The following is a 23,280-nucleotide window of genomic DNA, read 5'->3' on the forward strand; positions in this document are numbered from 1 at the left end:
CGCGGTTTCTTCGCCCCTTTGGAGCTGCGGGATATTGGCGTGAACCGGTGACCCTCCCTCTCCATCGCCGCCTGCTTGCCCGCGCCCTGAGCGCCGCCTAAGCAAGTGCCATGGCAGCGCCCAAATCCACCCCCGCCCTGATGGTTCTCGGCACTGGCTCGAATGTCGGGAAGTCGCTGCTCGTCGCTGGACTATGTCGCCTCTTTGCCGATCGCGGCCTCAGGGTGCGGCCGTTCAAGCCACAGAACATGTCGAACAATGCCGCGGCGACCGCTTCAGGCGAGATCGGCCGCGCCCAGGCCCTTCAGGCCCGCGCCGCCCGCGTGCCACCGCATGTCGACATGAACCCGGTGCTTCTCAAGCCGGAGAGCGATACAGGCAGCCAGATCGTGCTGCAGGGCCGAGTCGCAGGCCACCTCGCGTCCGGCGATTTTGCGAGGCGCGGCGATTTCCTGCCGAAAGTGCTGGAGAGTTTTGAGCGCCTCAGCGCCGGGGCCGATCTCGTTCTCGTCGAGGGAGCCGGGTCGCCAGCCGAGACCAATCTGCGTGCGCGAGACATCGCCAATCTCGGTTTTGCGCGCGCGGCCGGCGTTCCCGCGCTGCTGATCGGCGACATTGATCGCGGCGGTGTGATCGCCAGTCTCGTCGGCACCCATGCCGTGCTCGATATGGCCGACCGCGACATGATTCGGGCCTTTGCCATCAACCGCTTTCGCGGCGACGCCGCGCTCTTCAAGGACGGCATCACCACGATTTCGCAAGCGACGAGCTGGCCTTGCCTCGGCATTGTGCCCTGGTTCGCTGAAGCGTCTCGCCTGCCGGCCGAGGACGGGCTCGATCTGACTTCCGGCGCGCGCAAGGCCGGAGCCACGCTCAAGGTCGCCGTGCCGGTGCTGCCGGGAATCGCCAATTTCGACGATCTCGACCCGCTGAAACTGGAGGCTGCCGTCGAACTGGTCATGGTGACCCGCGGCACGCCGCTGCCAGCCGACGCCGATCTTGTCATCCTGCCAGGCTCCAAGACGACGCTCCGTGATCTCGCGGCGCTGCGTGAGGAGGGCTGGGATGTCGATCTCGCCGGCCATCGCCGGCGCGGAGGGCATGTCATCGGCCTCTGCGGCGGCTACCAGATGCTTGGGCGTACCGTGCGGGATCCTCATGGTCTGGAGGGGCCGTCAGGTGAGGCTCCAGGTCTCGGCATGCTCGAGGTCGAGACCGTGCTGGAGCCTGGCAAGACGGTGCGCGAAGTCGATTTCACCCATGCGCCCAGCGCATCGTCAGGTCGCGCTTACGAGATTCATCTTGGCCGCACCGACGGGCCCGATACGCAGCGCGCGCCCTTTCGGGTCGGTGACCGCCGGGAAGGAGCAGCCTCGTCCGACGGGCGTGTGATCGGGACCTATCTGCATGGCGCCTTTGCCTCTGATGCCGTCCGCGCCGCCGTTCTTGCCAGTCTCGCAGGCAGAACGCTGTCTTCGACGCTGAATTACGAGGATGAAGTCGAGCTGGTGCTCGACCGTCTGGCCCAACATCTGGCCCGGCATCTCGACATCGACGCGATCTGGGCTCTCGCGCAGGAGCGGGTGCGGTCGACCTGATGGAAGCGGACCGAACGCGCGCAGCTTGGCCTGCGACACTTTCACCGCACCCCGGTCTACCGGCCCCGGGGCGGATTGACAAACTGGTCAGTTTTGCCGTCTACCGGTCAGAGATGTCAGGAAGATTTGGCTAAAGTCTTTATTCGTCATGGAGTTGACGAATGACGAAATTCATCATAATGAACAATTCCCACCCGAAATCGCCGAGCAACTGAACGAGAAACCGAGTTGAGTCATCTTGAGCGGGATACGAGGCAGTGCATCGTCGATACGGCGGAGCGCTTCTTTCGTGACATCGGCTACCAGAAGACCACGGTGGCGGACATCGCCAAGGCACTGCGGATGAGTCCCGCCAATGTCTATCGGTTCTTCGACTCCAAGAAATCCATCAATGAGGCCGTCGCCGAGCGCTATATGGGCGAGATGGAAGCGGCCGTTACGGCGATCGCGCGGGAAAAGCGTTCCGCGGCCGAGCGGCTTCGGGATATCCTGATCACCAACAACCGCATCAACTCCCTGCGTTATCTCGACCACCACAAGGTGCACGAGATGGTCGCCGCTGCGATGGAGGAGAGCTGGGAGGTCGTCCAGGCCCATATCGGGCGCTATGACGGCATCCTGCGCGGTGTCGTCGCGGAAGGCATCGACTCGGGCGAATTCCGACCGATGGACCCGCAAGTCGCCACCGCCTGCGTGCGTTTTGCGATGACGCCCTTCTGCCATCCGATGCTGATCTCGCAATGCCTGAGCCTGCCGGGGCCGAGCATCGAGGAGATGGTCGATTTTATTCTCGCTGGCCTCGGCTATTCGCGCGCCAAGGTCTCGCACGCGGAGGCCTGATTTCGCGCGCACTGCGCTCCTTGCCTGCCGCTTCGCGTTGACAAGGCGGCACGGGAGCGGGATACCCCGCCGGCCATGGCCCTATTCACCAAGCAGAATACCAAGAAGCTCGCCGTCATCGTCCATGATCTTCTGGTCACGGCGCTGGCGATCGTCTCCGTTTTCGTGGTGCGATTCGAGGGCTGGCAGCTCGATGAGCATCTGCGCTATCTGCCGAGCTTCCTGCCGTTTTTCGTCGCCTATGCCGGCGCAGTTTACTGGTTTTTCTCGCTTTACCGCTCGAAATGGCGTTTCGCCTCGCTTCCGGACCTGTCGAACATCGTCAAGGCGGTTACCGTCCTGTCGCTGTCGCTGCTGGTGATCGACTATCTCCTGCTGTCGCCGAGCCTCTACGGCGCCTTCTATTTCGGCAAGATCACCATCGCACTCTACTGGCTTGTGCAGAACGCGCTGCTCGGCGGCCCGCGCCTCGCCTATCGCTACCTTAAATATTCCCGTTCCAAGCAGCATGCCGTGCGCGACGCGGCGCTGCCCGCGCTGCTGCTCGGCCGTGGCGTCGAGGTTGAGATGGTCATTCGCGCCATGGAAGCCGGGACCATGCGCAAATTGAAGCCTGCGGGCATTCTGTCCCCGCGCGCCGATGATCTCGGCCAGTCGATCCGCGGCGTTCCCGTGCTGGGTCTGCTGTCTCAGATCGAGACGGTCGCTGGTGACGCGGCCGAACGCGGTGAGCCATTCCGTCGTATCGTCGCCACCTCGAGCGCCTTGGCGCCCGAAGCCGAGCCGGACAAATGGCTCGCTCGGACGCGCAGGCTCGCCTTGCCGATCTCGCGGCTCGATTCCTTCGGCGAAGGCGGGAGCGAGACCGAGCTTGCTCCGCTGGAGATCGAGGACCTGCTCGTCCGCCCCTCGGTCAAGATCGATCGCGACCGTCTGGGTGCCTTCCTGAAGGGCAAGCGCGTTATCGTCACGGGTGGCGGTGGCTCGATCGGTTCGGAGATCTGCCTGCGCTGCGCAGCCTTTGGCGCTTCGGAACTCCTGGTGGTCGAGAGCTCGGAGCCGGCGCTGTTCCAGATCACGGAGGAACTCGCGGCGCATCGGCTGGAGACGACGATCTCGGGAGCGCTTGCCGATGTGCGCGATCGCGCCCGGATCACACCGCTCTTCACGGCGTTTGCCCCCGACATCGTGATCCACGCCGCGGCGTTGAAACATGTGCCTTATCTCGAGGCCGACTGGGCGGAGGGCATCAAGACCAATGTTTTCGGCTCGATGCATGTCATCGATGCGGCAATCGCGGCCGACGCGAAGATTTTCGTGATGATCTCGACCGACAAGGCGATCGAGCCCGTCTCGATGCTGGGAGCGACCAAGCGTTTCGCCGAGATGTATGCCCAGTCGCGCGATGCCGAGTTCGTCGCAGCAGCCTCCGGCATGCGCCTTGTTGCGGTGCGCTTCGGCAACGTGCTGGGCTCGGTCGGCTCGGTGGTTCCGAAGTTCAAGGCGCAGATCAAGCGCGGCGGTCCGCTGACTGTGACCAGCCCGGAGATGATCCGCTACTTCATGACGATCCGCGAAGCGTGCGATCTCGTCCTGACCGCCGCGTCGCATGCCCGCGCCGCAGGGCCAGAAACCGAGCGCGCGGCCGTCTATGTGCTCAAGATGGGCCAGCCGGTCAGGATCATGGATCTGGCCGAGCGCATGATTCGGCTCGCTGGCTATGAGCCGGGCGTCGATATCGAAATCGCGATCACCGGTGTCCGCCCGGGCGAGCGCCTGAACGAGATTCTCTTCGCGCATGACGAGCCGATGGCCGAGACCGGGCTCGACGGCGTCATGGCGGCGAAGCCGAGCTTCGCGGGGCGCGCCCGCATGCAGGGCTGGTTCTCGCGCCTGGAAGCCGCCATCAAGGCGGAGGATCGCCTTGCGGCCGAGGCCGTGCTGGAGGAGGCAATTCCGGATTTCAAGCTGCGTCAGCAGCCGCAGCCAACTGCGCCAGTGCCGGAAGCGTCGCTGCCGGTGGCCGCCAACCGGCCCTGATCAGCCCCTCGGGGCGCGCGACGAGCCCGCCACTGAGCTTGGCGAAGGCCTGTTCCTTCCCGGCCAGCCGCGCCGCTTGCTTCAGGAGAGCCGCTGGAATGGGCAGGAGGCTCGGCTTGCGCCCGAGGCCGGAGCGCATCGCTGCCATCATCTCGGCCACGCTGACGGGCTCGGGGTCGGCAACTGTATAGCTACGCCGTGCCGGGCAGGCGGGTGTCAGCGCGAAGAGGATCGCGTCGACGAGATTCTCGATGGCGAGCAGAGAGCGCGGGGCATCGAGACCGCCGAGGGGCAAGGGTATCGGCAGACGCGCCAGCTTCAGGAGCGACGCCATATTCGCTTTGACGCCGGGCCCATAGACCAGAACCGGCCTCAGCGAGATCCAGTCGAGACCGAGCGCCGCGAGTCCCTGCTCCGCTGCCAGCTTGGAGCGGCCATAGGCATCGTCCGGGGCTGGCGGGTCGCTCTCGCGAAAATGGCCGTCAAAGGCTCCCGTGAGAGCCTTGATGGAAGAGATATAGATAAATCGTTCGGCGCCTGCCGACTGAGTTGCTTCGGCCAGCGCGAGCGTCGCCTCGGTGTTGATTCGCCGGCAGAGCGATTCATCGAGACCCGGCCCGGCATGGGCGAGGCCGGCGAGATGGACGACATGGCGGACGCCTGCCACAGCCGGGCGCCAATCCACCGGTTCGGAGAGATCGCCGATCACCACGCGCTCGATGCCCTCATCTACGGGGCTCTCGCGCCGCTGGGCGACCCGGACGCTGTATCCCTTCGCATGAAGGCCGGCGACGACATGTGGGCCGATGAAGCCGCTTGCTCCCGTAACGAGAACGCGTTCGCTCACGGCCGGATCCGCTTGCTGGCGAAGCGCCGCAGCAGCAACCCGGTCAGCATCGCCGCAAGCGCGAGACAGATGAGCTGTTGCCAAAGCGCGGGAAGGGCGATGCTGAGCGCTGCAAGCGCGATCAGGGCAAGATTGAGCAGCGCGACCTGTATCACGACCTCCCGAACGCTGAAGCCGTTGACGGTCGCCTGCTGGTAAAAATGGCTGCGATGCGCCTCCCAGACCTTCTCGCCACGCGCCAGCCGCCTGAAAAGCGTGATCGTCGAATCCGCGACATGATAGAGCGGCAGGATCAGTGCAGCGGTCAGTGCGCCGGTTCCCGCCAGGCGGTAAAGCAGATAGGCGCTGAGCAGACCCAGCGGCAGCGAGCCGACATCGCCGAGAAAGAGCCGCGCCACGGGCTTGTTGAACGGCGCGAAGCCGAGGAGTCCGCCGAACAAGGCGGCGGCGAGCAGGCCGCTGGCGGGATCGAGCACCCCGCTGGCGCCGGCCAGGGCAAGCGCACCGGCGAGCGGTGCGATGCCGGCAACGGTGATCCAGTCGATGCCGTCCATGAAATTGGCGAGATTGACGAACCAGAGCCCGGCGATGAGCGCGAGACCGCGCTCGAGCCCGAGCGGCAAAAGGTCCGGGAACAGCCTGAGTTCGGGAGCGGCGCAGAACAGCACGATCCCGACGCAAACCGCCTGCAGGACGAGCCGTGTCGCGGCCGGAAGCGGGCGGATGTCATCCCAGGCTCCGACGACCGCCAGTGCCGTTGCCGCCGCCATGACCCAGACCAGATCCGCGCGCGCCGCCGTTGGAAGGGGAAGGAGCAGCAGAGCCAGGATCAGCGCGAGAAAGGCCCCGGCAAGAACAGCGATGCCGCCGCCCTGTGGCGTCGGCTGCGTATGGCTGGAGCGGGCATTCGGCCGCGCCAGCGCATAGCGGAGCAGCAGGGGCCGCAACAGCACGCAGAGCGCCGCCGAGGCCGCGGCAGCCGGAATGATGATCAGCAGGAGAGCAAGATGGGAGTTCAAAGCGCCGGGACCATAGCGGGACGGCGCGGGCCTGCAAGCGTCTTCGGCTTGCGTTGAGGCGCACAAAGAGTGAACATGCGATATGCTGCTTCCCGATTCCGTGCTGAACCCGCCACCTGCCCGCCCCGACATCACCCGTGCCGTCTGCCGCGGCGCAACCAGGCATTTGCGTGAGCGCGGCTATGCCATCGTCAAGGAAATGACCTTCGCCAATGGCCGACGCGGCGATATCGTCGCCTTGTCGCCGACCGGCGAGCTCCTGGTCATCGAGGTCAAGTCGGGCATCGAGGACTATCGCGTCGATGGCAAATGGCCGGATTATCGCGATTATTGCGATGGCTTTCTCTTCGCGGTCGCACCGGAATTCCCGCGCGAAATCCTGCCCGACGATGTCGGGCTGATCATCGCCGATAGCTATGGCGGCGAATTGCTGCGCGATGCCCCGCGCCATCCGCTCGTGGCTGCGCGACGCAAGGCGCTCACGATCGCCTTCGCCAGACTGTCTGCCCAGCGCCTTGCCTTGATCGAGGACCCGCCGCTTTAGATCATCGGACTGGATATCCGGTCCGATGATCTAATCTTCAGTGTCTGCATTGGCGTTCCTGAAAACCGCGATCCCCTTTTCGGGTCGATGCTTAGCGCGGGGCGCGTTTTGCCAGGATGCGCTGCAGGGTGCGCCGGTGCATGCCGAGCCGCCTCGCCGTCTCTGAGACATTGCGGCTGCACAGCTCGTAGACACGTTGAATATGTTCCCAGCGGACACGATCGGCCGACATCGGGTTTTCCGGCGGCATCGGCCGCGAATCGCGCGCGGCAGCGAGGGCGGAATGGATTTCGTCGGCATCGGCGGGTTTTGCAAGGAAATCGAAGGCACCGAGCTTCACGGCACTGACGGCGGTCGCGATGTTGCCGTAACCAGTCAGCACGATGCCGCGCGCGTCGGGGCGTCGCTCCTTCAAGCGGGCGATGACATCGAGCCCGTTGCCATCGGCAAGGCGCAGATCGATGACGGCAAAGGCCGGGGCCTCTTCCTCGACAGCAGCAAGACCGGCCGAGACACTTTCGGCGATGCGTACGGAGTAACCCCGCCCTTCCATGGCCCGCGCGAGTCGGGTCAAGAACGGCTTGTCGTCGTCGACGAGCAGCAGGGTCATGTCCGATTGGGCGGCGTCGTTCAGCGCCTGTTGCATCTCAACTCTCCTGCCACCGGTTCGAGCCGGCGAAATTGTAGCGCGATCATGGGGTTCGCGCATCAGGACGGCGAGAAGGGGCCGTCACCCTCAGGTAGTGGCATTTCCTCCCGTTTTGAAGACCCGGAAGGTTTTGCGTCGGCCTCGAACACCGCCCTCGGCCAGACCATACGGACGGACGCGCCGCTCGCCGGCGATGGCAGGTTCGAAAATTCGAGCGCTGCGCCGCCGCGTTCAAGCAGCGTTTTTGCAATGAAAAGTCCCAGACCCAAACCGCCGCCGGCGCGACTTTCTGCCGCTGCGCGCGAGAGATAGGGCTCGCCGGCGCGCATCAGGACGTCGGGCGGAAATCCCGGGCCATCATCGGCGATGGTGAGCATGACATGCATATCGGTCCATTGTGCAATGATCGCCACCTCGGAGCGGGCGAAGTCGACGGCGTTGTCGACGATGTTGCCGAGGCCGTAGATCATGCCGGGATTGCGTCGGCAGACGGGTTCCGGCTTGTCGCCGATCATCTCGATGCGGAACGGCACGCCGAACGGCCGCTGCGGGCCTGCCGTCTCTTCGATCAGTAGGCGCAGCGAGAGTTGGTCGAGCGGGCCGGCATCGTCGTCCTGAAGCGAGGTGAGCTTGCCGAGGATGCCGCGGCAGCGCTCAACCTGCTCGCGCAGCAGCGTGATATCCTCTGCCATCTCGCCTTCCGGCGGGGCTAGCCGTGACAACTCACGTGCCACCAGAGCGATTGTGGCGAGCGGCGTGCCGAGTTCATGCGCTGCTGCTGCGGCGAGGCCGTCGAGCTGTGAAAGGTGCTGTTCGCGTGCCAGGACCAGCTCGGTCGCAGCCAGAGCCTCCGAGAGGTCGCGCGCTTCCTTGGCGACGCGCCAAGCATAAATGCCGGTGAAGCCCAGTCCGAGTACGAGCGCGATCCAGGTCCCCGCCTGGTAGAACGGCGGCAGGACCGGCCGGTTGGGCCCGGCCCAGGGCAGGGGCAGATGCGTGAAGTTGAGCACGCTCGCCAGCACGACGGCCAGAAGCCCAAGCAGCATGGTGCGCTGCGGAGGCAAGGCGGTGGCCGAAATCATCACCGGCGCCAGGAACAGAATGGCGAAGGGATTTTGCAGGCCGCCGGTCAGGTAAAGCAGGGCTGCGAGCTGAATGATGTCGAAGGCCAATAGCGCGGTCGCCGCATCCTCGCGCAGCCTGTGGCTGAGCGGAAAGCGAATGCGCAGCGCAATGTTCAGCCAGGCGGAGATGGCGATGGCCAGGAAACACCAGCCGAACGGCAGGGTGAAGCCAAGGCCGAAATGCACGCCGGCGACCGCGAGGCTCTGGCCGGCGATGGCCAGCCAGCGCAACCGCACGAGGGTGTCGAGGCGCAAATGACGGCTGGATCGCGCCAGCGGCGGGAGATCGGCATCAGGGACCGTCATGGCGCCCATGCATCCGATGGCGGCCCGGGGTTTTGCAGTGCAAAACTGTGGCATTTTGGCATTGAAGGAAAATCTTAGCCTTTTGCCGGATTGAATGAGAGCAGAAACAATCTAGGCTGCGCTGTTTGTTGCGGCGCATCATCAGGTGCATCCGGCACCCGGGAGACGTCGCTGCATGTATGGAGCTGCCATGTCGTTCGCTTATCACGCCTACGAAGCGGTTCATACGATGGTCGCGCCCGTTCGTGGCATGTCGGATGCGCTGCAGCTGGCGTTCAAGAACCCAGCCAATCCGCTGACCTACACGCCGCTCGGCCGCACGGTCGCTGCGTCCTGTGAACTGTTCGAACGGATGACGCGCCGCTATGGGAAGCCCGCCTTCGACCTGAACGAGACCACGATCGGCGGCGTCAAGGTCGCCGTCGAGGAGCGCGTCGTCTGGGAGCGGCCCTTCTGCAAGCTGGTCTATTTCGACCGCAAGATCGCCGGGCGTCGCAAGCCGCAGCCCAAGGTGCTGCTGGTTGCGCCGATGTCGGGCCACTATGCCACGCTGCTGAGAGGCACGGTCGAGGCCTTCCTGCCTGGCCATGAGGTCTACATCACCGACTGGACCGATGCTCGCCTGGTGCCGCTCGCCGCTGGTCGCTTCGATCTCGACGATTATATCGACTACGTCGTCGGCATGCTCCAGACGCTCGGCCCCGACACCCATGTCATGGCCGTCTGCCAACCTGCAGTTCCGGTGATTGCCGCGATCGCGCGGATGGAAGCCGAGAATGATCCCAATGCGCCGCGGTCGATGACCCTGATGGGTGGTCCGATCGATACCCGCCGCTCGCCGACCGCGGTCAACCAGCTTGCCATGGAGCGCGGTACCGAATGGTTCCGCCGCAATTGCATCACCATGGTACCGTTCCCGCATATGGGCGCCTTCCGGGAGGTCTATCCCGGCTTCATGCAGCTATCGGGCTTCATGGCCATGAATATCGACCGGCATGTCTCGGCTCACTACGAGATGTACAAGCACCTCATCGCCGGGGACGGCGATTCGGCCGAGAAGCACCGCGATTTCTATGACGAGTATCTCGCGGTCATGGACCTGACGGCGGAGTTCTATCTCCAGACGGTCGATACCGTATTCGTTCAGCATGCCCTGCCCAAGGGCACGATGATGCATCGCGACAAGCCGGTTGATCTGAAGGCCATTCGTCGTGTCGCGCTGATGACGGTCGAGGGCGAGAATGACGATATCTCGGGTGTCGGCCAGACCCAGGCTGCCCATGATCTCTGCGCCAATATCCCTTCCGACAAGCGCGTCCACTATCTCCAGAAGGGCGTTGGCCATTACGGCGTCTTCAACGGTTCGCGCTTCCGCGCCGAAATCGCCCCGCGCATTTCCGACTTCATGGTCAGCCTCGACATGGAGGCGGCCAAGGCGCGCCGGGACGACAGCGCGGCCGTCGCGCGCAAGGCGCTGAAGATCGCGAACTGAAGCCCTTCCGCATCACCCGCGAATCCAGCACAATTGCCGGCGATGCGGCTCTCCCTGTTCAAGCGTCAGCCTGATCCGGATCGGATCGAGGTTGCTCATGGCGGTACGCTGTTCTCCGTTGCGGTGAAGCGGCGCGCAGCCGCGCGGCGGATGACATTGCGTGTCTCGCAGGCGACCGGCGAGATCACACTGACGCTGCCGGAACGCGCAGATTTCCTCACCGGCAAGGTCTTTGCCGAGAATCACGGCGGCTGGATCGCGGCAAAGCTCGCCAAGCGTCCGCTTTCGGTGCCCTTCGAACCGGGACAGGTCGTGCCCTTTCGCGGCTCCCCCCACCGGATCGTGCATTGGTCGAAGGTGCGCGGCATCACCCACGCCACAATCGACAAGGATGGCACTGCCATCATTGCGGTGGCCGGCGAAGCCGCCCATGTCGCGCGTCGGGTCAAGGATTTCCTGCGCCGCACCGCGCTCGATGATCTCGAGCGTGCGGTCAGGCACCACACGGCAACGCTCGGCATCCCCGCCCGCAAGATCACCATCCGCGACACCACGAGCCGCTGGGGCTCCTGTTCGTCGAGGGGGCACCTGAATTTCTCCTGGCGCCTGATCCTCGCCCCGCCACTGGTGCTGGACTATCTCGCGGCCCATGAAGTCGCGCATCTCAAGGAGATGAACCATTCTCACCGCTTCTGGGCGTTGACGCATAAGCTCTGCCCACGGACCGAGGAAGCGGAAGCCTGGCTGAAGCGCCACGGCGCCGGGCTGCACGGCTACGGGTGAGGTCGCCGATGCGGCGGGCGTTCGGCTCGACTTGAGGCGCAACCTCCCCTAACCCGGCATCAGCCGAAACAGGGATGGTTCCGTGAAGTTGCGCCCCGACACGCTGGCAATGACTGCGGTGCTTGCCATGCTGACGGCCCTTGGGCCGCTCTCGACCGATTTCTATCTGCCGTCCCTGCCCGAGATCGTTCGGGTCATGGACACCGACGTTGCAGGGGCGCAGGCAACGCTCTCCGCCTTTCTGTTCGGCTTCGCGGGAGGCCAGATCGTCTGGGGCCCCCTCTCGGACCGGTTGGGGCGCAAACCGGTGCTTCTCACCGGTCTGGCGCTCTTCCTGGTCGCGACCCTGCTCTGCGCGCTTGCGCCTTCGATCGAGTGGCTGGTGGCAGGCCGGGTCTTGCAGGCATTGGGCGCGTCCGGACCGATCGTGCTCGGCCGTGCCATGGTCAGGGATCTCTATGAGGGGCCGCGCGCCGGCAGGGAATTCGCCCGCATGGGCATGATCATGGGGTTGGTCCCGGCCGTTGCCCCGGCGGTGGGCGGCATCCTGCAGGCGGCCTTTGGCTGGCGCTCGACCTTCGTCGCGACGCTGGCCCTGGCGCTGCTGCTGGCGGTCGTGATCATCCTGTTCCTGCCGGAGACCATCCGTGCGCGTTCATCGGAGCGACTGTCGCTGCTGGCGATCTTCCGCAGCTTCGGCGTGTTGCTCAGGAACCGTCCCTATCGCGTCTATGTCGCGATCACGGCCTTGGCCTATGGCGGACTTTTCGCCTTCATCTCCGGCTCGTCCTTCGTGCTGATCAGCATCTACGGCCTGTCGCCGCGCGATTACGGGCTGTCGTTCGGGTTCGGGGTGCTCGGCTTCATCCTGGGCACGATCATCGCCCAGCGTCTCGTCGGCAGGCGTGGCCTCGATGGCGTCATTGCGATCGGCGTGGGCTTCTTGGCGGCGGGCGGGCTGAGCATGCTGCTCTGCCTCACCGCCGGCTTCGGCGGCGCGCTTGGTGTCACGATACCCTGGGCGATCTATTCGATCGGCATCGGGCTCAGCATGCCGCAGGCGCAGGCCTCAGCGCTGATGCCCTTTCCGGATCGCGCCGGAGCGGCATCATCCTTCGTCGGACTCTGCCAGATGCTGTTCTCTGCCTGTGTCGGTCTTGTCGTCGGCAAGCTGCTCAAGGACTCGGCGCTGCCGCTGCCGGCGATGATGTCGCTGCTCGGCGTGTCGGCTCTGGTCCTGTTTCACGCCTCGCGCAAGCTGCGAGCGGCCAAGGCCTGAAAGGCTCAGCCGCCGAACAGCCGCTCGAGGAAGTTCTTCTCCTGCGGCGCTGGCGGCACCCAGGCACGGTCCGAGCCCGCGGTCTGGGTCTGCGCAGGTGGCTGCATGCCTGCCACTGGCGCACCGCCATCGAAGATCGATTTCGGCCCTGCGCGCCACAACCCGCCGGGCAGCGGCGAAGGCTGCAGGCCGACATGAGCGGCCTTCATGTATTTGCCCCAGACTTCGAGCGGCAATCCGCTGCCATAGACCCGCTTCATGGCGCTGTTGTCGTCATTGCCGACCCAGACGGCGGTCACCAGCTTGGAGGTGAAGCCGACGAACCAGGCATCGCGGAAATCCTGCGTGGTGCCCGACTTGCCACCGACTTCCCAGCCCGCGAGATTGCCCTTGCTGCCCGAGCCGCTCGTCATGGTCTCGTGGAACATGGCGTTGACCATGGGCAGCACCTGCGGCTGCACCACCGTTCCGAAATTCGTGGCCTTGCGGGCGTAGATCACCTTGCCCGAGACCGACTTCACCTCGCGGATGACATAGGGCAGCACCGACTGCCCGCCATTGGCGAAGCTGGCATAGGCCGTGGTGAGCTCGATCGGCGTCACTTCCGAGGTGCCGAGGGCCAGGGAGGGATTGGCCTGAAGACCCGAGGAAATGCCGAGCCGTTGTGCAGCACGCACGACTTCCTTCGGCGTCACCTCCTGATTCAGCTTCACCGCGACCGTGTTGATCGAGTGGGCGAAAGCGGTCTGCAGCGTCACCGGGCCGCGATAGGTGCGGCTGTTGTTCTCCGGCTGCCAGCCCTTGATCGAGACCGGGGAATCGTCGCGGATCGTGTCCGGCGTCAGGCCATGCTCGATCGCAGTCAGGTAGACGAAGGGCTTGAAGGATGAGCCCGGCTGGCGTTTGGCGGCGGTTGCGCGGTTGAACTGGCTCTTGGTGTAGTCACGCCCGCCGATCAGCGCGCGCAAGGCCCCGTCCGGCGCCATGGAAACCACGGCACCCTGGCTGGCATTCAGCTTCCCGCCCTGGGCCGCGAGCGCCTCGACAAGAGTCGTTTCTGCCGCCGCCTGCAGCTTCGGGTCGATCGTCGTCAGCACGCTGACGTCCCCCTCGACCGCGCCGATGAAGTCGTCGAGCACGTCCATGACGTAATCGGCCGCGTAATTCACCGAGCCGGCGCCGACGCGTTCAGCCGCTTCCGCCGGGGCGACCAATGCCGATTTCGCCGCGGCCTGCGAGACAAAGCCCTGCTCGGCCATGGCGGCGATCACGAGCTGTGCCCGTTTCTCGGCGGCATCGGGATTGCGGTTGGGAGCGAGCCGCGACGGTGCCTGTACCAGGCCCGCCAGCATGGCGGCTTCGGGGACGGTGACAGAGCGGGCGGATTTGTTGAAATAGCGCTGCGCCGCCGCCTCGACGCCATAGGCGCCGGAGCCGAAATAGACGCGGTTGAGATAGAGCTCGAGGATCTGGTCCTTGCTATAGGTCTGCTCCAGCCACAGCGCGAGGATCGCCTCCTGGATCTTGCGCGCGGCGGTGCGGTCCTGCGTCAGGAACAGGTTCTTGGCGAGTTGCTGCGTCAGGGTAGAGCCACCCTGGACGCCGCCACCGCGATTGGTGACGTTGCGCACCATGGCGCGGGCGATACCGATCGGGTCGATGCCGAAATGCTCGTAGAAGCGGCGATCCTCGATCGCGACGAAGGCCTTGGGCAGATAGGGCGGAATCTCGCCAAGCGTCACGGTGCGGCCGCCAGTCTCGCCGCGATTGGCGAGCAGCGAGCCGTCGGCGGCGAGGATCGCGACGTTCGGCGGGCGCTTTGGCACGGTGAGCTGGTTGATCGGCGGCAATTGCGCCGCGTGATAGGCCACCAGCCCGCCGACACCGATGACGCACCAGAGCCCGAGGACCAGCGTCCAGTACATCATCCGGCCGAGGAAGGAGCGGCGCTTGCGGCCACGCCGCCGGCCCCCGCCATTTCCGCCTCCGCCCTTGCGGATCTTCGGCATCTCTTCTCTCGGCTCCTGACGTGCGGCGCCGCGATGGCTGCGGCTCGAGCGATCATCGGCGGAGAGGCGCATGTCGAAGGCGTCGGAGCTCTCGCTCCGCCCGCTCTCGAAGGACGGCTCGCGCCGCTCGCCGCCTCGTCTCGCACGATCGTTCATTCTGCCCCGTTCAGCCCCGTGAAACCGCGCCCTTTGCACCGAAAACGCGCGAACTTCACACAGGAGTCAAACATGGCGCTTTTAAGGGCCGGTTAAGGGAAACCAGATTCCAGCACGGGCCAGGAGCCGCGATGAATCGGATTTGTGGCAAATGCGCCAGCCATGGCACTTCCCCGGGGAATGCTGCAGTGCAAACGTTCTTGTGAATTGAAAATCGCGTGAAACCCGACAACTTCGCCGCGCAGCCCAGATGCAATGCCGCAATTAGGCACGAATCCAGCCTGTTCCGACGTCCTCGAGCCTCCGCGACCTAGAAGGTTATGTCCGAATGCAAGCCTCCAACCCCCTGAGCCGCTATGCCCCGCAGGCTCTCGCCGTTCTGCGCATCGTGACCGCGCTGATCTTCATCATCCACGGCACCCAGAAGCTCTTCGGTTTCCCAGCCGCGCCCGCCAGCGGCCTGCCCGCCGCCTTCACGCTGTTCTGGTTCGGCGCCATTCTCGAGGCCTTGGGCGGCTTCCTGATCCTGATCGGCTTGTGGACTCGCCCCGTCGCCTTCGTGCTGGCCGGCGAAATGGCCTATGCCTACTGGATGTTCCATGCCCCGCGCAGCATCTACCCGCTGCTGAATGGCGGCGATGCGGCGATCCTCTACTGCTTCATCTTCCTTTATCTGGTCTTCGCGGGTGCCGGTGCCTGGAGTGTCGATTCCCGCTCGAAGGGCTGATCCTTCGACGGAACGGGCGCTATTCGCCCAAAGGAAAGCCCGCCTCCCCCAGGGAAGGCGGGCTGATTTTTTGGCCCGAGGGGCCGGCAGAACTCAGACCGAGGCCGAAATCCAGCGCGAAAGATCGCTCTTCGGGGCCGCGCCGACCTTCTGCGAGGCCAGCTTGCCGTCCTTGAACAGCATCAGGGTCGGGATCGAGCGGATGCCGAACTGGGCGGGAATGGCCTGATTCTCATCGACATTCATCTTCACGATCTTGACCTTGCCTGCCATTTCACCGGCGATCTCCTCGAGCGCCGGGCCGATCATTCGGCAGGGGCCGCACCACTCGGCCCAGAAATCGACCACGACCGGCTCGCTCGACTTGAGGACATCCGCCTCGAAGCTCGCATCGGTTACCTTGTTCGTCGCCATGGCTTCATCGCCTTTCAAAAGCAGTTCGCAGCACTGCTGCATTCGTCACCGAAGCTATGAACGCGGGCAGCCCGGGTCAAGTTTCGTCGGCCTTGCATTGAAGCAGGGCTACCCTGCCAAATTCGCCAGAACGGCATCGAGCGCGGCGGCTCGCGGCTCCAGTATCGCGAGCGTCGCCGTGTAGATCACCAGGGTCCGCACCTGCCGCCCTGGATAGACCTGCCCGATCAGGGCGCGATAGACGGCAAGCTGGGCTTGCGTCGCGGGTGGGATCGCCGATTCATCGCCCGGCGGGCGCGACGCCGTCTTGAAATCGGCGATCAGCACCTCGTTCTCCGTGACGGCGAGCCGGTCGATCTGGCCCGAGACAGCGCGCACTGCACCATTCGCAAGCGTGATCTCGCCGGCAATCGGAACCTCAGCCAGCGATCCGGATGAAAACAGGGCGGAAAGCGCGGGGTCGCGAAGCAAGGCCAGCGTCTGGCCGATGACCGCCTGCCGACGTGCTTCAGGCAAACCGGCTCCGCGCAGGGCGGCGAGCGCCTGTGCGGTCGCGTTGCGGCCCGGCTCGTCGACATCAGGCAGGATCTGCAGGAGCAGATGCGCCAGCCGGCCGGCTTGTGCTGCCTCGGCAAGGAATGGGCCGTCGCCCGGCCGCTCGGCCGCGTCGGCGGCGCTGATCGCATTCGACGGCTTGAGCGGCGGTAGCGGTTCATGTTCGGCGGGCGCGGAGGCGCGGAGCCAGCCGGGTTCGGCGAGCACCGGCTTGGATTGCGCCTCCTCCACGGGAGCGGTGGGTTTTGGTGCCGAGACCATGAAGCGCCGGATCATGCCGACTCCGTCCGGTGCGGAGACCTCCTGCAGGCCCGATGTCGCGAGTGAAAGGCCGCTTTCGATCATCGCATACCAGCTTCCGGGCGGCGCCTCGCCTTTCGCCTGTGCTCCGCAGACAATCAGTCGGTCCTCGGCCCGGGTCATCGCGACATAGAGGAGGCGATGATGCTCCTCGGCAAGCTGGTCGACGACCTGCGCCTTCGCCCTGCGGGTCGCCTCCGCATCGTCGGCCCTGGCCGGCGGCCAGATCGGCACGAGCTTGCCCCTGGGAGGTTCCACCGCGAGAATCTTCGGCAAGCGCTTGGCCCCGGGCTCGGGAGCGAGATCGGCGAGGATCACGATCTTCGCCTCCAATCCCTTCGACCCGTGCACGGTCATGACGCGCACTTCGCCTGCACTACTGGACAGGTCGCGCTTAACTTCCGTCCCGGCCTGGGTGATGTGGTGCAGGAAGCCGGCGAGGGATGGGCCGTGCCGACGCTCGTAGTCGAGCGCTGCATTGAGGAAGGCGTCGAGCGCATCGCCGGCCTCGGCGCCAAGCCGGGCCAGAGCGAGATTGCGCCCGCCTTCCGGCCCGAGCAGCTGCGCAAAGAAGCGGAAGGGCCCGAGGCGCCGTGCGTCGTCACCGAGTTGGGAGAGTCGTGCTTCGATGGCGGCAAAACGCGGCTCGCTTTCGCCGATGCCGTGCAGGGCACCGCGCAGCGAACCCTTTCGCTCCGGCGCGAAGCGCATCAGATCGTCGTCGTCGAGGCCAAGCAGCGGCGTCTTCAGCGCGATGGCCAGCGACAGGTCGTCATCGGGCAGGAGCAGCGCCCGGCCGAGTGCAACGAGATCTTCGACCGCGGGATGTGTCGCGAGGCTCAAGCGATCGCGGCCGGTCACCGGCACGCCCGCATCCTTCAGGGCCTTGACGATCGCCTCGAACAGCGGCCCGCGTTGACGCAGCAGGATCATGACGTCGCCGGGCTTGAAGCCGTGCCCGAGATCGTCGTGTCCGCTGCGCGTCCAGCGCGCCAGCACGTCGGCGATGCGCGTTGCGAGCTTCACGGTGCCGCTGCGCTGCTCCGGCGCGTCGACCGGGGTCGTCCAGGCATCCGGCGGCTCGCTCTGGTCGTCGGCGGATAGCGGCCAGAGATCGACAGAGCCCGGGTCGCCCTGCCGCACGGTGTCATGTACCTCCGGCCGGGCACTGCCGTCGAAGACCAGCCCGCGCGCGTGCTCCGCCACCGCGAAGACGATGTCCACTGCCCGCATGATGTCGGGCGCCGAACGGAAAGAGGTATTGAGGCTCACCGCCTCGAATGCGAGCTGCGCCTGCCGGATATTCAGCCCGAGCCGGGTCCGCTGCTCGCCGAAGGCGCTCGGCGCGGCCCCCTGGAAGCCGTAGATCGACTGTTTCTCATCGCCGACGACGAAGATCGTCCGGGGTTTTGGGCTCTCTGCCCGCGTATCCCGTCCGCCTGTGAACTCGTCGGCGAGCGCGCCTAGGATCGCCCATTGCGCCTCGCTGGTGTCCTGCGCCTCGTCGAGCAGGATGTGATCGATGCCGGCATCGAGCTTGTAGAGCACCCAGGCGGCCTCCACGCGCGAGAGCAGGGAACGCGTCTTGGCGATCAGGTCGTCATAATCGAGCAGCGAGCGCTCGCTCTTCAGCCGCTGATAGGAGGCGAGCATCCTTGTCACCAGCAGCGCGAGCGCGTGGCTGCGGTCGCGGATGGCGATTGCGTTGAGCTGGTCGACTGCGCCGAGCAGGAGATCGGCGAGAACGTCGAGCACGGCCATCAGCGCCGGCTCGAGCTCGGATTTTCCCTTGCCCCTGATATGCGCATTGACCGTGCCTTCGGCCGTGATGAAGCCGGAACGGCAGGTCGCGATCGGGTCGCCTTCGAACTGCTGGGCCGTCAGGGTGCGCAGCGCGGCCGCAAATTTTTGCCGGGTCGCGCTGCCGGCTTCCAGCGCCGAGACAAGAGCGGCAAGACCCGGAACGGAAGCAAGGCGGTGCCGGAAATCGCCCAGCACCTCGTCATTCGTCAGATCCGGTGCAATTCCGAGGAAACCCGAAATGCCCTCGCGCATCTCCTGCGCCGAGCGCGCGCGACCCTCTGCGTCGCTGAACAGGGTGCGCTGGCGCAAGGCCTCCTGCATCATCGCGTCAAAGGTGTCCTGCGCCGCCTGCCTGGCCAGCAGGTCCAGCGCCTGTGCCTCCGCGCCGGCAGGATCGGCGGCAATGGCGGCGAGCAATTCGCGCCTTGCGTCGTGCAGCAGTTCGGCCTGCGCGAGATCGTCGGCAACCTCGAAGCGCGGCGGTACGTTCGCCTCGAAGGGGGCAGACTGCAGCACGCGCGTGCAGAAGGCGTGAATGGTTTCGATCCTGAGCCCGCCCGGCGTCTCCAACGCCTCCGCGAACAGCCGGCGAGCGCTTGCCCGCTGCCCCGCCGTTGCTCGCTCGCCGGTCAGGCCTTCCAGCGCTGCGGAAAGTGCCTCATCCGGCATGGTCGCCCAGGCGCCGAGCGCCTTGAACACGCGGTTCGCCATATTGGCCGCCGCTGCCTTGGTGTAGGTGATGCAGAGCATCCGGGCCGGCGCGACACCGTCGAGCAGCAACCGCAACACGCGGTTGACCAGCACATGCGTCTTGCCCGAACCGGCATTGGCCGAGACCCAGGCGCTGAGATCGGGCCGGGCGGCAAGGGCCTGGCGCAGGTTGGTCTGCGGGGGGACGATCCAGCCGGGCTTCATGCTTCGCCTCCGGACTCGTCACCACCCGGCGCGGCCGACCACTCCTTGACCCGCGCGAGCTGGTCGTAGGGGCTGGCATATTTGATGTAGTCGGGCGCGCGCCGCGAGACATAGGCTTCGCGTCCGCTACGGAGCGCATGGAGGTGCTCGATCAGCCGTTCGAGATGGCGCGCGGCGACATCGGCCAGCGGCTCGCCATCGAACTCGAGCGGCTTGTCCTTGGCCCAGCCCTTCGGATCGTGATGGAGCTTGAGATAGAGCAGCGCGTCGACCGGTGCCGGAGCAATATCCTCGCGAAATCCGGCTCGCACCGCGAGCTCGGCTTCCAGCGTCAATTGCGGCGCAAAGCCCTTCTCGACCTGCGCCTTGCTGGGTGGAGCTCCGGTCTTGAAGTCGATGATCCGCAGCGAGGGCTGCCGCGTGATCTCGATGCGGTCGGCCCGCCCGCTCAGCCGGAACTCCGCGCCGTCCGGCAGCTTGAACGTCGCCGCGGTGCTGCGTTCGACTGCAACCCGCGCCAGATCGCCGCGCCGGCGCCCCTCCCAGTCGATGAAATGACCGGCGGTCAGCAGGAAGCGCGGCCACCAGAAGGCGCGGACCTCGGGTGTATCGTCAAATGCCTGGAACAGGCGCGCGCCGATCGCGATCAGGTGGTTGAGCGAGTCGGCCGGCAATTGCTCCGGATAGGTCTCCGCGAAGCTCCCGACAATATCATGCAGCAGATTGCCCCGATCGCTGGCGCCAGGGTCGCCAACAAGCTCGGGAAGGGCGTCGAGCTTCAGGATCTTGCGGGCAAAGATCTGGTAGGGGTCGCGGTAGAGCGTCTCGACCTCGGTCACGCTGAGCGCGACAGGCTGGAGCTGGCGTGCGGGCCGCGGAGCAGGGCGGCCGATTGGTTTGGCGTCGGCGGGTTTGCTCAGCAGTGAAGCAAGCCCCGTCAGGCGCGCTCCCCTGGCGGAAGCGGCGTTCCAGACGTCCTGCGGGGTCACTGCCTTCAGCCGTTGCCAGAAGCGCGAGGCGATGGTCTCGGCCTCGCCGGCCTTGCGCGCGCGGGTCAGGGTCACCCGCTGCGCCGTCGCGCCCTGAATGAAATCATGCGCGGTCTGGCCGATGCGCCGTTCGGGAGGGCTCAGGCCCAGTTCGGCCCGCATCGGCCGGTTCAGGAAGGAATCAGTCTTGGCCTCGGGGGGCCAGACGGACTCGACGAGACCGCCCAGCACGACATGGTCGGCTTCCAGCAGGCGCGCTTCCAGCAAGCCCCAGATCTTGACGCGAGGATGGCCCGTCCCGCTGCGCCGGACCGAGGTCTCGGCCAGCAGACTGTCGAGGATCGCAACGACGTCGCGGGGATGGCCAGCCTCGGGTGCATCGGGAAGAGCACCGTCGATCTGGTCGAACAATCCTGCAAGGGCCTCGCCGTCCGGCCCGACGAAGGCGAGCGTGGCACCACTCTCTGTCCGGCTGAGCGCGACCAGTGCATCGCGGCTCGCCGTCACGACAGTGGCGAAGGCAGGCAAGGGGGCGGCCAGCGCTGCGAGCAGCGGCGCCATGGCGGCCTCGAGCGCATCGAGAACCAGGCCTGCGGCGGCGAGATCCGCACTGTTCAGCCGCCTGCGCGGTGCAGGCGCATGCCGATCCTGCATCAGTCCCGGAACCGCCGCAAAACTGTTGCGCAGACCCGCAAATCCCTTTGTGACGGCCTCGCCCCGCCAGGCGCCGATCTCGAGTGCCGCCGCGCCCTGCGCCACAATCTGTCGCGACAATCCAAGCCGGCATAGCGGATGAGCCAGCAAGGGAACGAGGCTGGCCGGCATCATCTGGGCTCGTGCAGCCTCCAGCAGGAGGCGCAGCAGGGCGCCTGCCGGCCAGCGCGCCAGCGGCAGGCCAGCGGAATCATCGGCTTCGATGCCCCAGCGCCGGAGTTCCACGACGACTCGCTCGGCGAGACCGCGATCGGGAGTGATCAGCGCGGCTTGCTTGCCGTCCTCTTCCAGTGTTTCACGGAGCGCGATCGCGACGGCCAGCGCCTCCTCGCGCTCGTCGGCTGTCTCGACAATGCTGATGCCATCGAAGGCTGCTTCGGCTTCGCCTGGGGAAACGCGTGTCGCGAGGTTGGCCCAGAATTCAGTGACCGATGCCGGAAGCATGGCCTCGCGCAGCAGCGCGGCCCGGGCGGCGAGGCCCGGTTCCGGCCTGGCCAGCGGCCGGGCGTCGTCACGGCCGGCTTTCAATGTCTGGAGCAGCCGATACAACGCGGCTTGCGGATGGGACGGCGCAGGCTCCTTCTCGACCGCCTCCCAGGCGAGCTGAGCCAGATCGAGGTCCAGATCGGGCAGTACGACCGCGCCATTGGGCATCCGCGCGATCGCTGCGAGAAGCCGCGCCGTGGCCGGAATCGTGCCGGTGGAGCCCGCGGCAATGATGGGCCCGGTCACGCTGCCGGAAAGCAGGCGTTGGCGTTCGGCCTCAAGCATTCGGTTGCGAAAATCGACAGGATCGCAGGCATCGCGGCTTTCGAGGATTGTCGGCCAGGCCTCGCCGAGGATGGCCAGGAAGCTCGCATTGAGCTGCCAGACCTTGTCGAAACGAGCGGCGTCAAGCGTCGCCAGCCGCTCGACCGGCACGCCTTCGGTCTGCATCTGGTCGAGCAGGGCGGCGAGGTCGCCAGCCAGCCCCCAGGCCTCGGCCAGCGTCGAAGGCACGAGCGAGGGCTCTGACGGGTCGAGCTTCAGGTGGCTGCGGTTCGCCGTGCGTCCCCAGCTATCGACCAGCCGCGCCAGCAGCATGCGCCGCGCCAGCGGGTCGATTGGCCCGACGCGCGCGCCATCCCAGCCGCCTGCGCCGATCAGCGCGGTCTCGGCCTCGTCGACATCGCCGAGCGGCACGATGCGCGGCAGCAGCAGCGGCTTGCCGCCGAGCCTCGTGGAAAGGCCGGCGACGAGGGCCCGCGCTGCCCGGCGCGTCGGGAGATAAAGCGTCGCGCGAGCCATTGCCGCCGGATCATCCGGCACGTAGACTTGACCGAAACGTCCGTCCAGCATCGCCTGCGCCAGCACGTCGAGAAATGCTGTGCCGGCGGGGATGGTGAACAGGTTGAGCTCAGCCATGGAAGCTCTGGGCGGCCGCGAATGCGGCTTCTGCCGGCGCTATCGCTTCCGGCGTGCCGACATGCAGCCACTGGCCCTGCAGAACATGCCCGAACAGGCGCTTTCGTGCGATGAGCCGGTCGAAGAGCAGGTTGAGCGAGAACGAACCCTCGGGAGTATCGGCAAAGATCTCGGGTTTCATGATGATCACCCCGGCATAGACGACGGGTGCCGTTGGCGCCTGTCCGCGCCGTGTCAGCCGGCCGTCCGCATCCTGGAAGAAATCGCCGGCGCCATCGAAGCCGACACTATCCTCGCGCCGGGCCAGAAGCATCAGCATGTCCATCTCCGCCGGCATCCAGGCCTCGGCCATGGCCGCAACGTTGGAGATGCCGGCCTCGCTCCAGAGCGAGTCGGAATTGACGTGGAAGAAGGGCGCGCTGCCGAGCAGGGGGAGAGCCTTCTTCACACCACCGCCGGTTTCGAGCAAAGCGTCCCGCTCGTCCGAGATGACGATCCGGGGATGCGTGCGCCCGGCGAGGTGAGCCTCGATCTGTTCGGCGAGATGGTGGACGTTGACGACCGCCTCGGTGATGCCGGCTTCGGATAGCCGGTCGAGTGCGTGATCGAGCATGGCCTTGCCGCCGATCCGGACCAGGGGCTTCGGCAGGCTGTCGGTGATCGGGCGCATGCGCTGGCCAATGCCTGCCGCCAGCACCATGGCCCGGCGGATCGGCCGCGAACCCGTCTCAGTCACGCGAATCTCCTGATCGTGATGAATCTGCGCGTTCCTT

17 protein-coding genes are annotated in these 23,280 nt (G+C 65.9%); 8 read left to right on the forward strand and 9 right to left on the reverse strand.

All coding sequences use genetic code 11. From position 1 onward, the window contains the following. Window positions 1-110: 110 nt before the first annotated feature. The 3 genes from AB4099_RS13825 (at window position 111) to AB4099_RS13835 (ending at window position 4,478) form a co-directional block, all read left to right on the forward strand. Window positions 111-1,598 (forward strand): cobyric acid synthase, encoded by a 1,488-nt coding sequence (locus tag AB4099_RS13825; RefSeq protein WP_113515675.1) that lies wholly within the window; start codon window positions 111-113, stop codon window positions 1,596-1,598. A gap of 228 nt (window positions 1,599-1,826) precedes the next feature. Then, window positions 1,827-2,438: a TetR/AcrR family transcriptional regulator gene (locus AB4099_RS13830; protein WP_441478493.1), complete on the forward strand. Its 612-nt coding sequence runs from the start codon at window positions 1,827-1,829 to the stop codon at window positions 2,436-2,438. A 75-nt stretch (window positions 2,439-2,513) separates the two neighbouring features. Next, complete coding sequence (locus AB4099_RS13835; RefSeq protein WP_441478494.1) at window positions 2,514-4,478, forward strand: SDR family NAD(P)-dependent oxidoreductase; 1,965 nt, start codon at window positions 2,514-2,516, stop codon at window positions 4,476-4,478. Here the strand turns inward: AB4099_RS13835 and AB4099_RS13840 are convergent. Further along, complete coding sequence (locus AB4099_RS13840; protein ID WP_441478495.1) at window positions 4,402-5,325, reverse strand: NAD-dependent epimerase/dehydratase family protein; 924 nt, start codon at window positions 5,323-5,325, stop codon at window positions 4,402-4,404. The two genes, AB4099_RS13835 and AB4099_RS13840, sit on opposite strands and share 77 nt — an antisense overlap. Beyond that, the gene (locus AB4099_RS13845; RefSeq protein ID WP_441478496.1) at window positions 5,322-6,344 is read right to left on the reverse strand and encodes an MraY family glycosyltransferase; all 1,023 of its coding nucleotides are present in this window, start codon (window positions 6,342-6,344) and stop codon (window positions 5,322-5,324) included. Before AB4099_RS13845 ends, AB4099_RS13840 begins: the two co-directional genes overlap by 4 nt. 82 nt (window positions 6,345-6,426) lie before the next feature. Between AB4099_RS13845 and AB4099_RS13850 the strand changes: the two genes are divergently transcribed. Further along, window positions 6,427-6,888, forward strand: coding sequence for an MmcB family DNA repair protein (locus AB4099_RS13850; RefSeq protein ID WP_113515670.1), 462 nt, complete (start codon window positions 6,427-6,429; stop codon window positions 6,886-6,888). 91 nt (window positions 6,889-6,979) lie between these two features. Here AB4099_RS13850 and AB4099_RS13855 read toward each other — a convergent pair whose 3' ends face one another. Continuing rightward, entirely contained in the window at window positions 6,980-7,534 is a 555-nt protein-coding gene (locus AB4099_RS13855) for an ActR/PrrA/RegA family redox response regulator transcription factor (protein ID WP_043234810.1), read from the reverse strand. A gap of 62 nt (window positions 7,535-7,596) precedes the next feature. Beyond that, window positions 7,597-8,967, reverse strand: coding sequence for an ActS/PrrB/RegB family redox-sensitive histidine kinase (locus AB4099_RS13860; RefSeq protein WP_113515736.1), 1,371 nt, complete (start codon window positions 8,965-8,967; stop codon window positions 7,597-7,599). 190 nt (window positions 8,968-9,157) lie between these two features. Between AB4099_RS13860 and AB4099_RS13865 the strand changes: the two genes are divergently transcribed. The 3 genes from AB4099_RS13865 (at window position 9,158) to AB4099_RS13875 (ending at window position 12,521) form a co-directional block, all read left to right on the forward strand. Further along, a complete protein-coding gene (locus AB4099_RS13865) occupies window positions 9,158-10,459 on the forward strand; it encodes a polyhydroxyalkanoate depolymerase (RefSeq protein ID WP_113515735.1) in 1,302 nt (433 codons plus the stop codon). Window positions 10,460-10,501: 42 nt separating this feature from the next. Then, a complete protein-coding gene (locus AB4099_RS13870) occupies window positions 10,502-11,242 on the forward strand; it encodes a M48 family metallopeptidase (RefSeq protein ID WP_113515669.1) in 741 nt (246 codons plus the stop codon). 82 nt (window positions 11,243-11,324) lie between these two features. Next, the gene (locus AB4099_RS13875; RefSeq protein WP_441478497.1) at window positions 11,325-12,521 is read left to right on the forward strand and encodes a multidrug effflux MFS transporter; all 1,197 of its coding nucleotides are present in this window, start codon (window positions 11,325-11,327) and stop codon (window positions 12,519-12,521) included. A gap of 5 nt (window positions 12,522-12,526) precedes the next feature. On the opposite strand, the gene AB4099_RS13880 is transcribed toward AB4099_RS13875, so the two are convergent. Continuing rightward, the gene (locus AB4099_RS13880; RefSeq protein ID WP_113515668.1) at window positions 12,527-14,686 is read right to left on the reverse strand and encodes a transglycosylase domain-containing protein; all 2,160 of its coding nucleotides are present in this window, start codon (window positions 14,684-14,686) and stop codon (window positions 12,527-12,529) included. 328 nt (window positions 14,687-15,014) lie between these two features. On the opposite strand from AB4099_RS13880, the gene AB4099_RS13885 reads away from it, so the two are divergent. Continuing rightward, window positions 15,015-15,413: a DoxX family protein gene (locus tag AB4099_RS13885; protein ID WP_113515667.1), complete on the forward strand. Its 399-nt coding sequence runs from the start codon at window positions 15,015-15,017 to the stop codon at window positions 15,411-15,413. 93 nt (window positions 15,414-15,506) lie between these two features. On the opposite strand, the gene trxA is transcribed toward AB4099_RS13885, so the two are convergent. From trxA to AB4099_RS13905, 4 genes are all read right to left on the reverse strand, one after another. Then, window positions 15,507-15,827 carry a thioredoxin gene (gene trxA / locus AB4099_RS13890; RefSeq protein WP_043235061.1) on the reverse strand — a complete coding sequence of 107 codons (321 nt, stop codon included), beginning with the start codon at window positions 15,825-15,827 and terminating at the stop codon, window positions 15,507-15,509. A gap of 108 nt (window positions 15,828-15,935) precedes the next feature. Then, the gene (gene addA / locus AB4099_RS13895; protein WP_441478498.1) at window positions 15,936-19,400 is read right to left on the reverse strand and encodes a double-strand break repair helicase AddA; all 3,465 of its coding nucleotides are present in this window, start codon (window positions 19,398-19,400) and stop codon (window positions 15,936-15,938) included. Further along, complete coding sequence (addB, locus tag AB4099_RS13900; protein WP_441478499.1) at window positions 19,397-22,507, reverse strand: double-strand break repair protein AddB; 3,111 nt, start codon at window positions 22,505-22,507, stop codon at window positions 19,397-19,399. The genes addA and addB overlap by 4 nt, the downstream gene beginning before the upstream one ends. Continuing rightward, the gene (locus tag AB4099_RS13905; RefSeq protein ID WP_113515664.1) at window positions 22,500-23,207 is read right to left on the reverse strand and encodes a nucleotidyltransferase family protein; all 708 of its coding nucleotides are present in this window, start codon (window positions 23,205-23,207) and stop codon (window positions 22,500-22,502) included. The genes addB and AB4099_RS13905 overlap by 8 nt, the downstream gene beginning before the upstream one ends. Between the last annotated feature and the right edge of the window lie 73 nt (window positions 23,208-23,280).

The sequence above is a fragment of the Allobosea sp. 2KB_26 genome, assembly GCF_052115715.1.
In the GTDB taxonomy this organism is placed as follows: Bacteria; Pseudomonadota; Alphaproteobacteria; order Rhizobiales; family Beijerinckiaceae; genus Allobosea.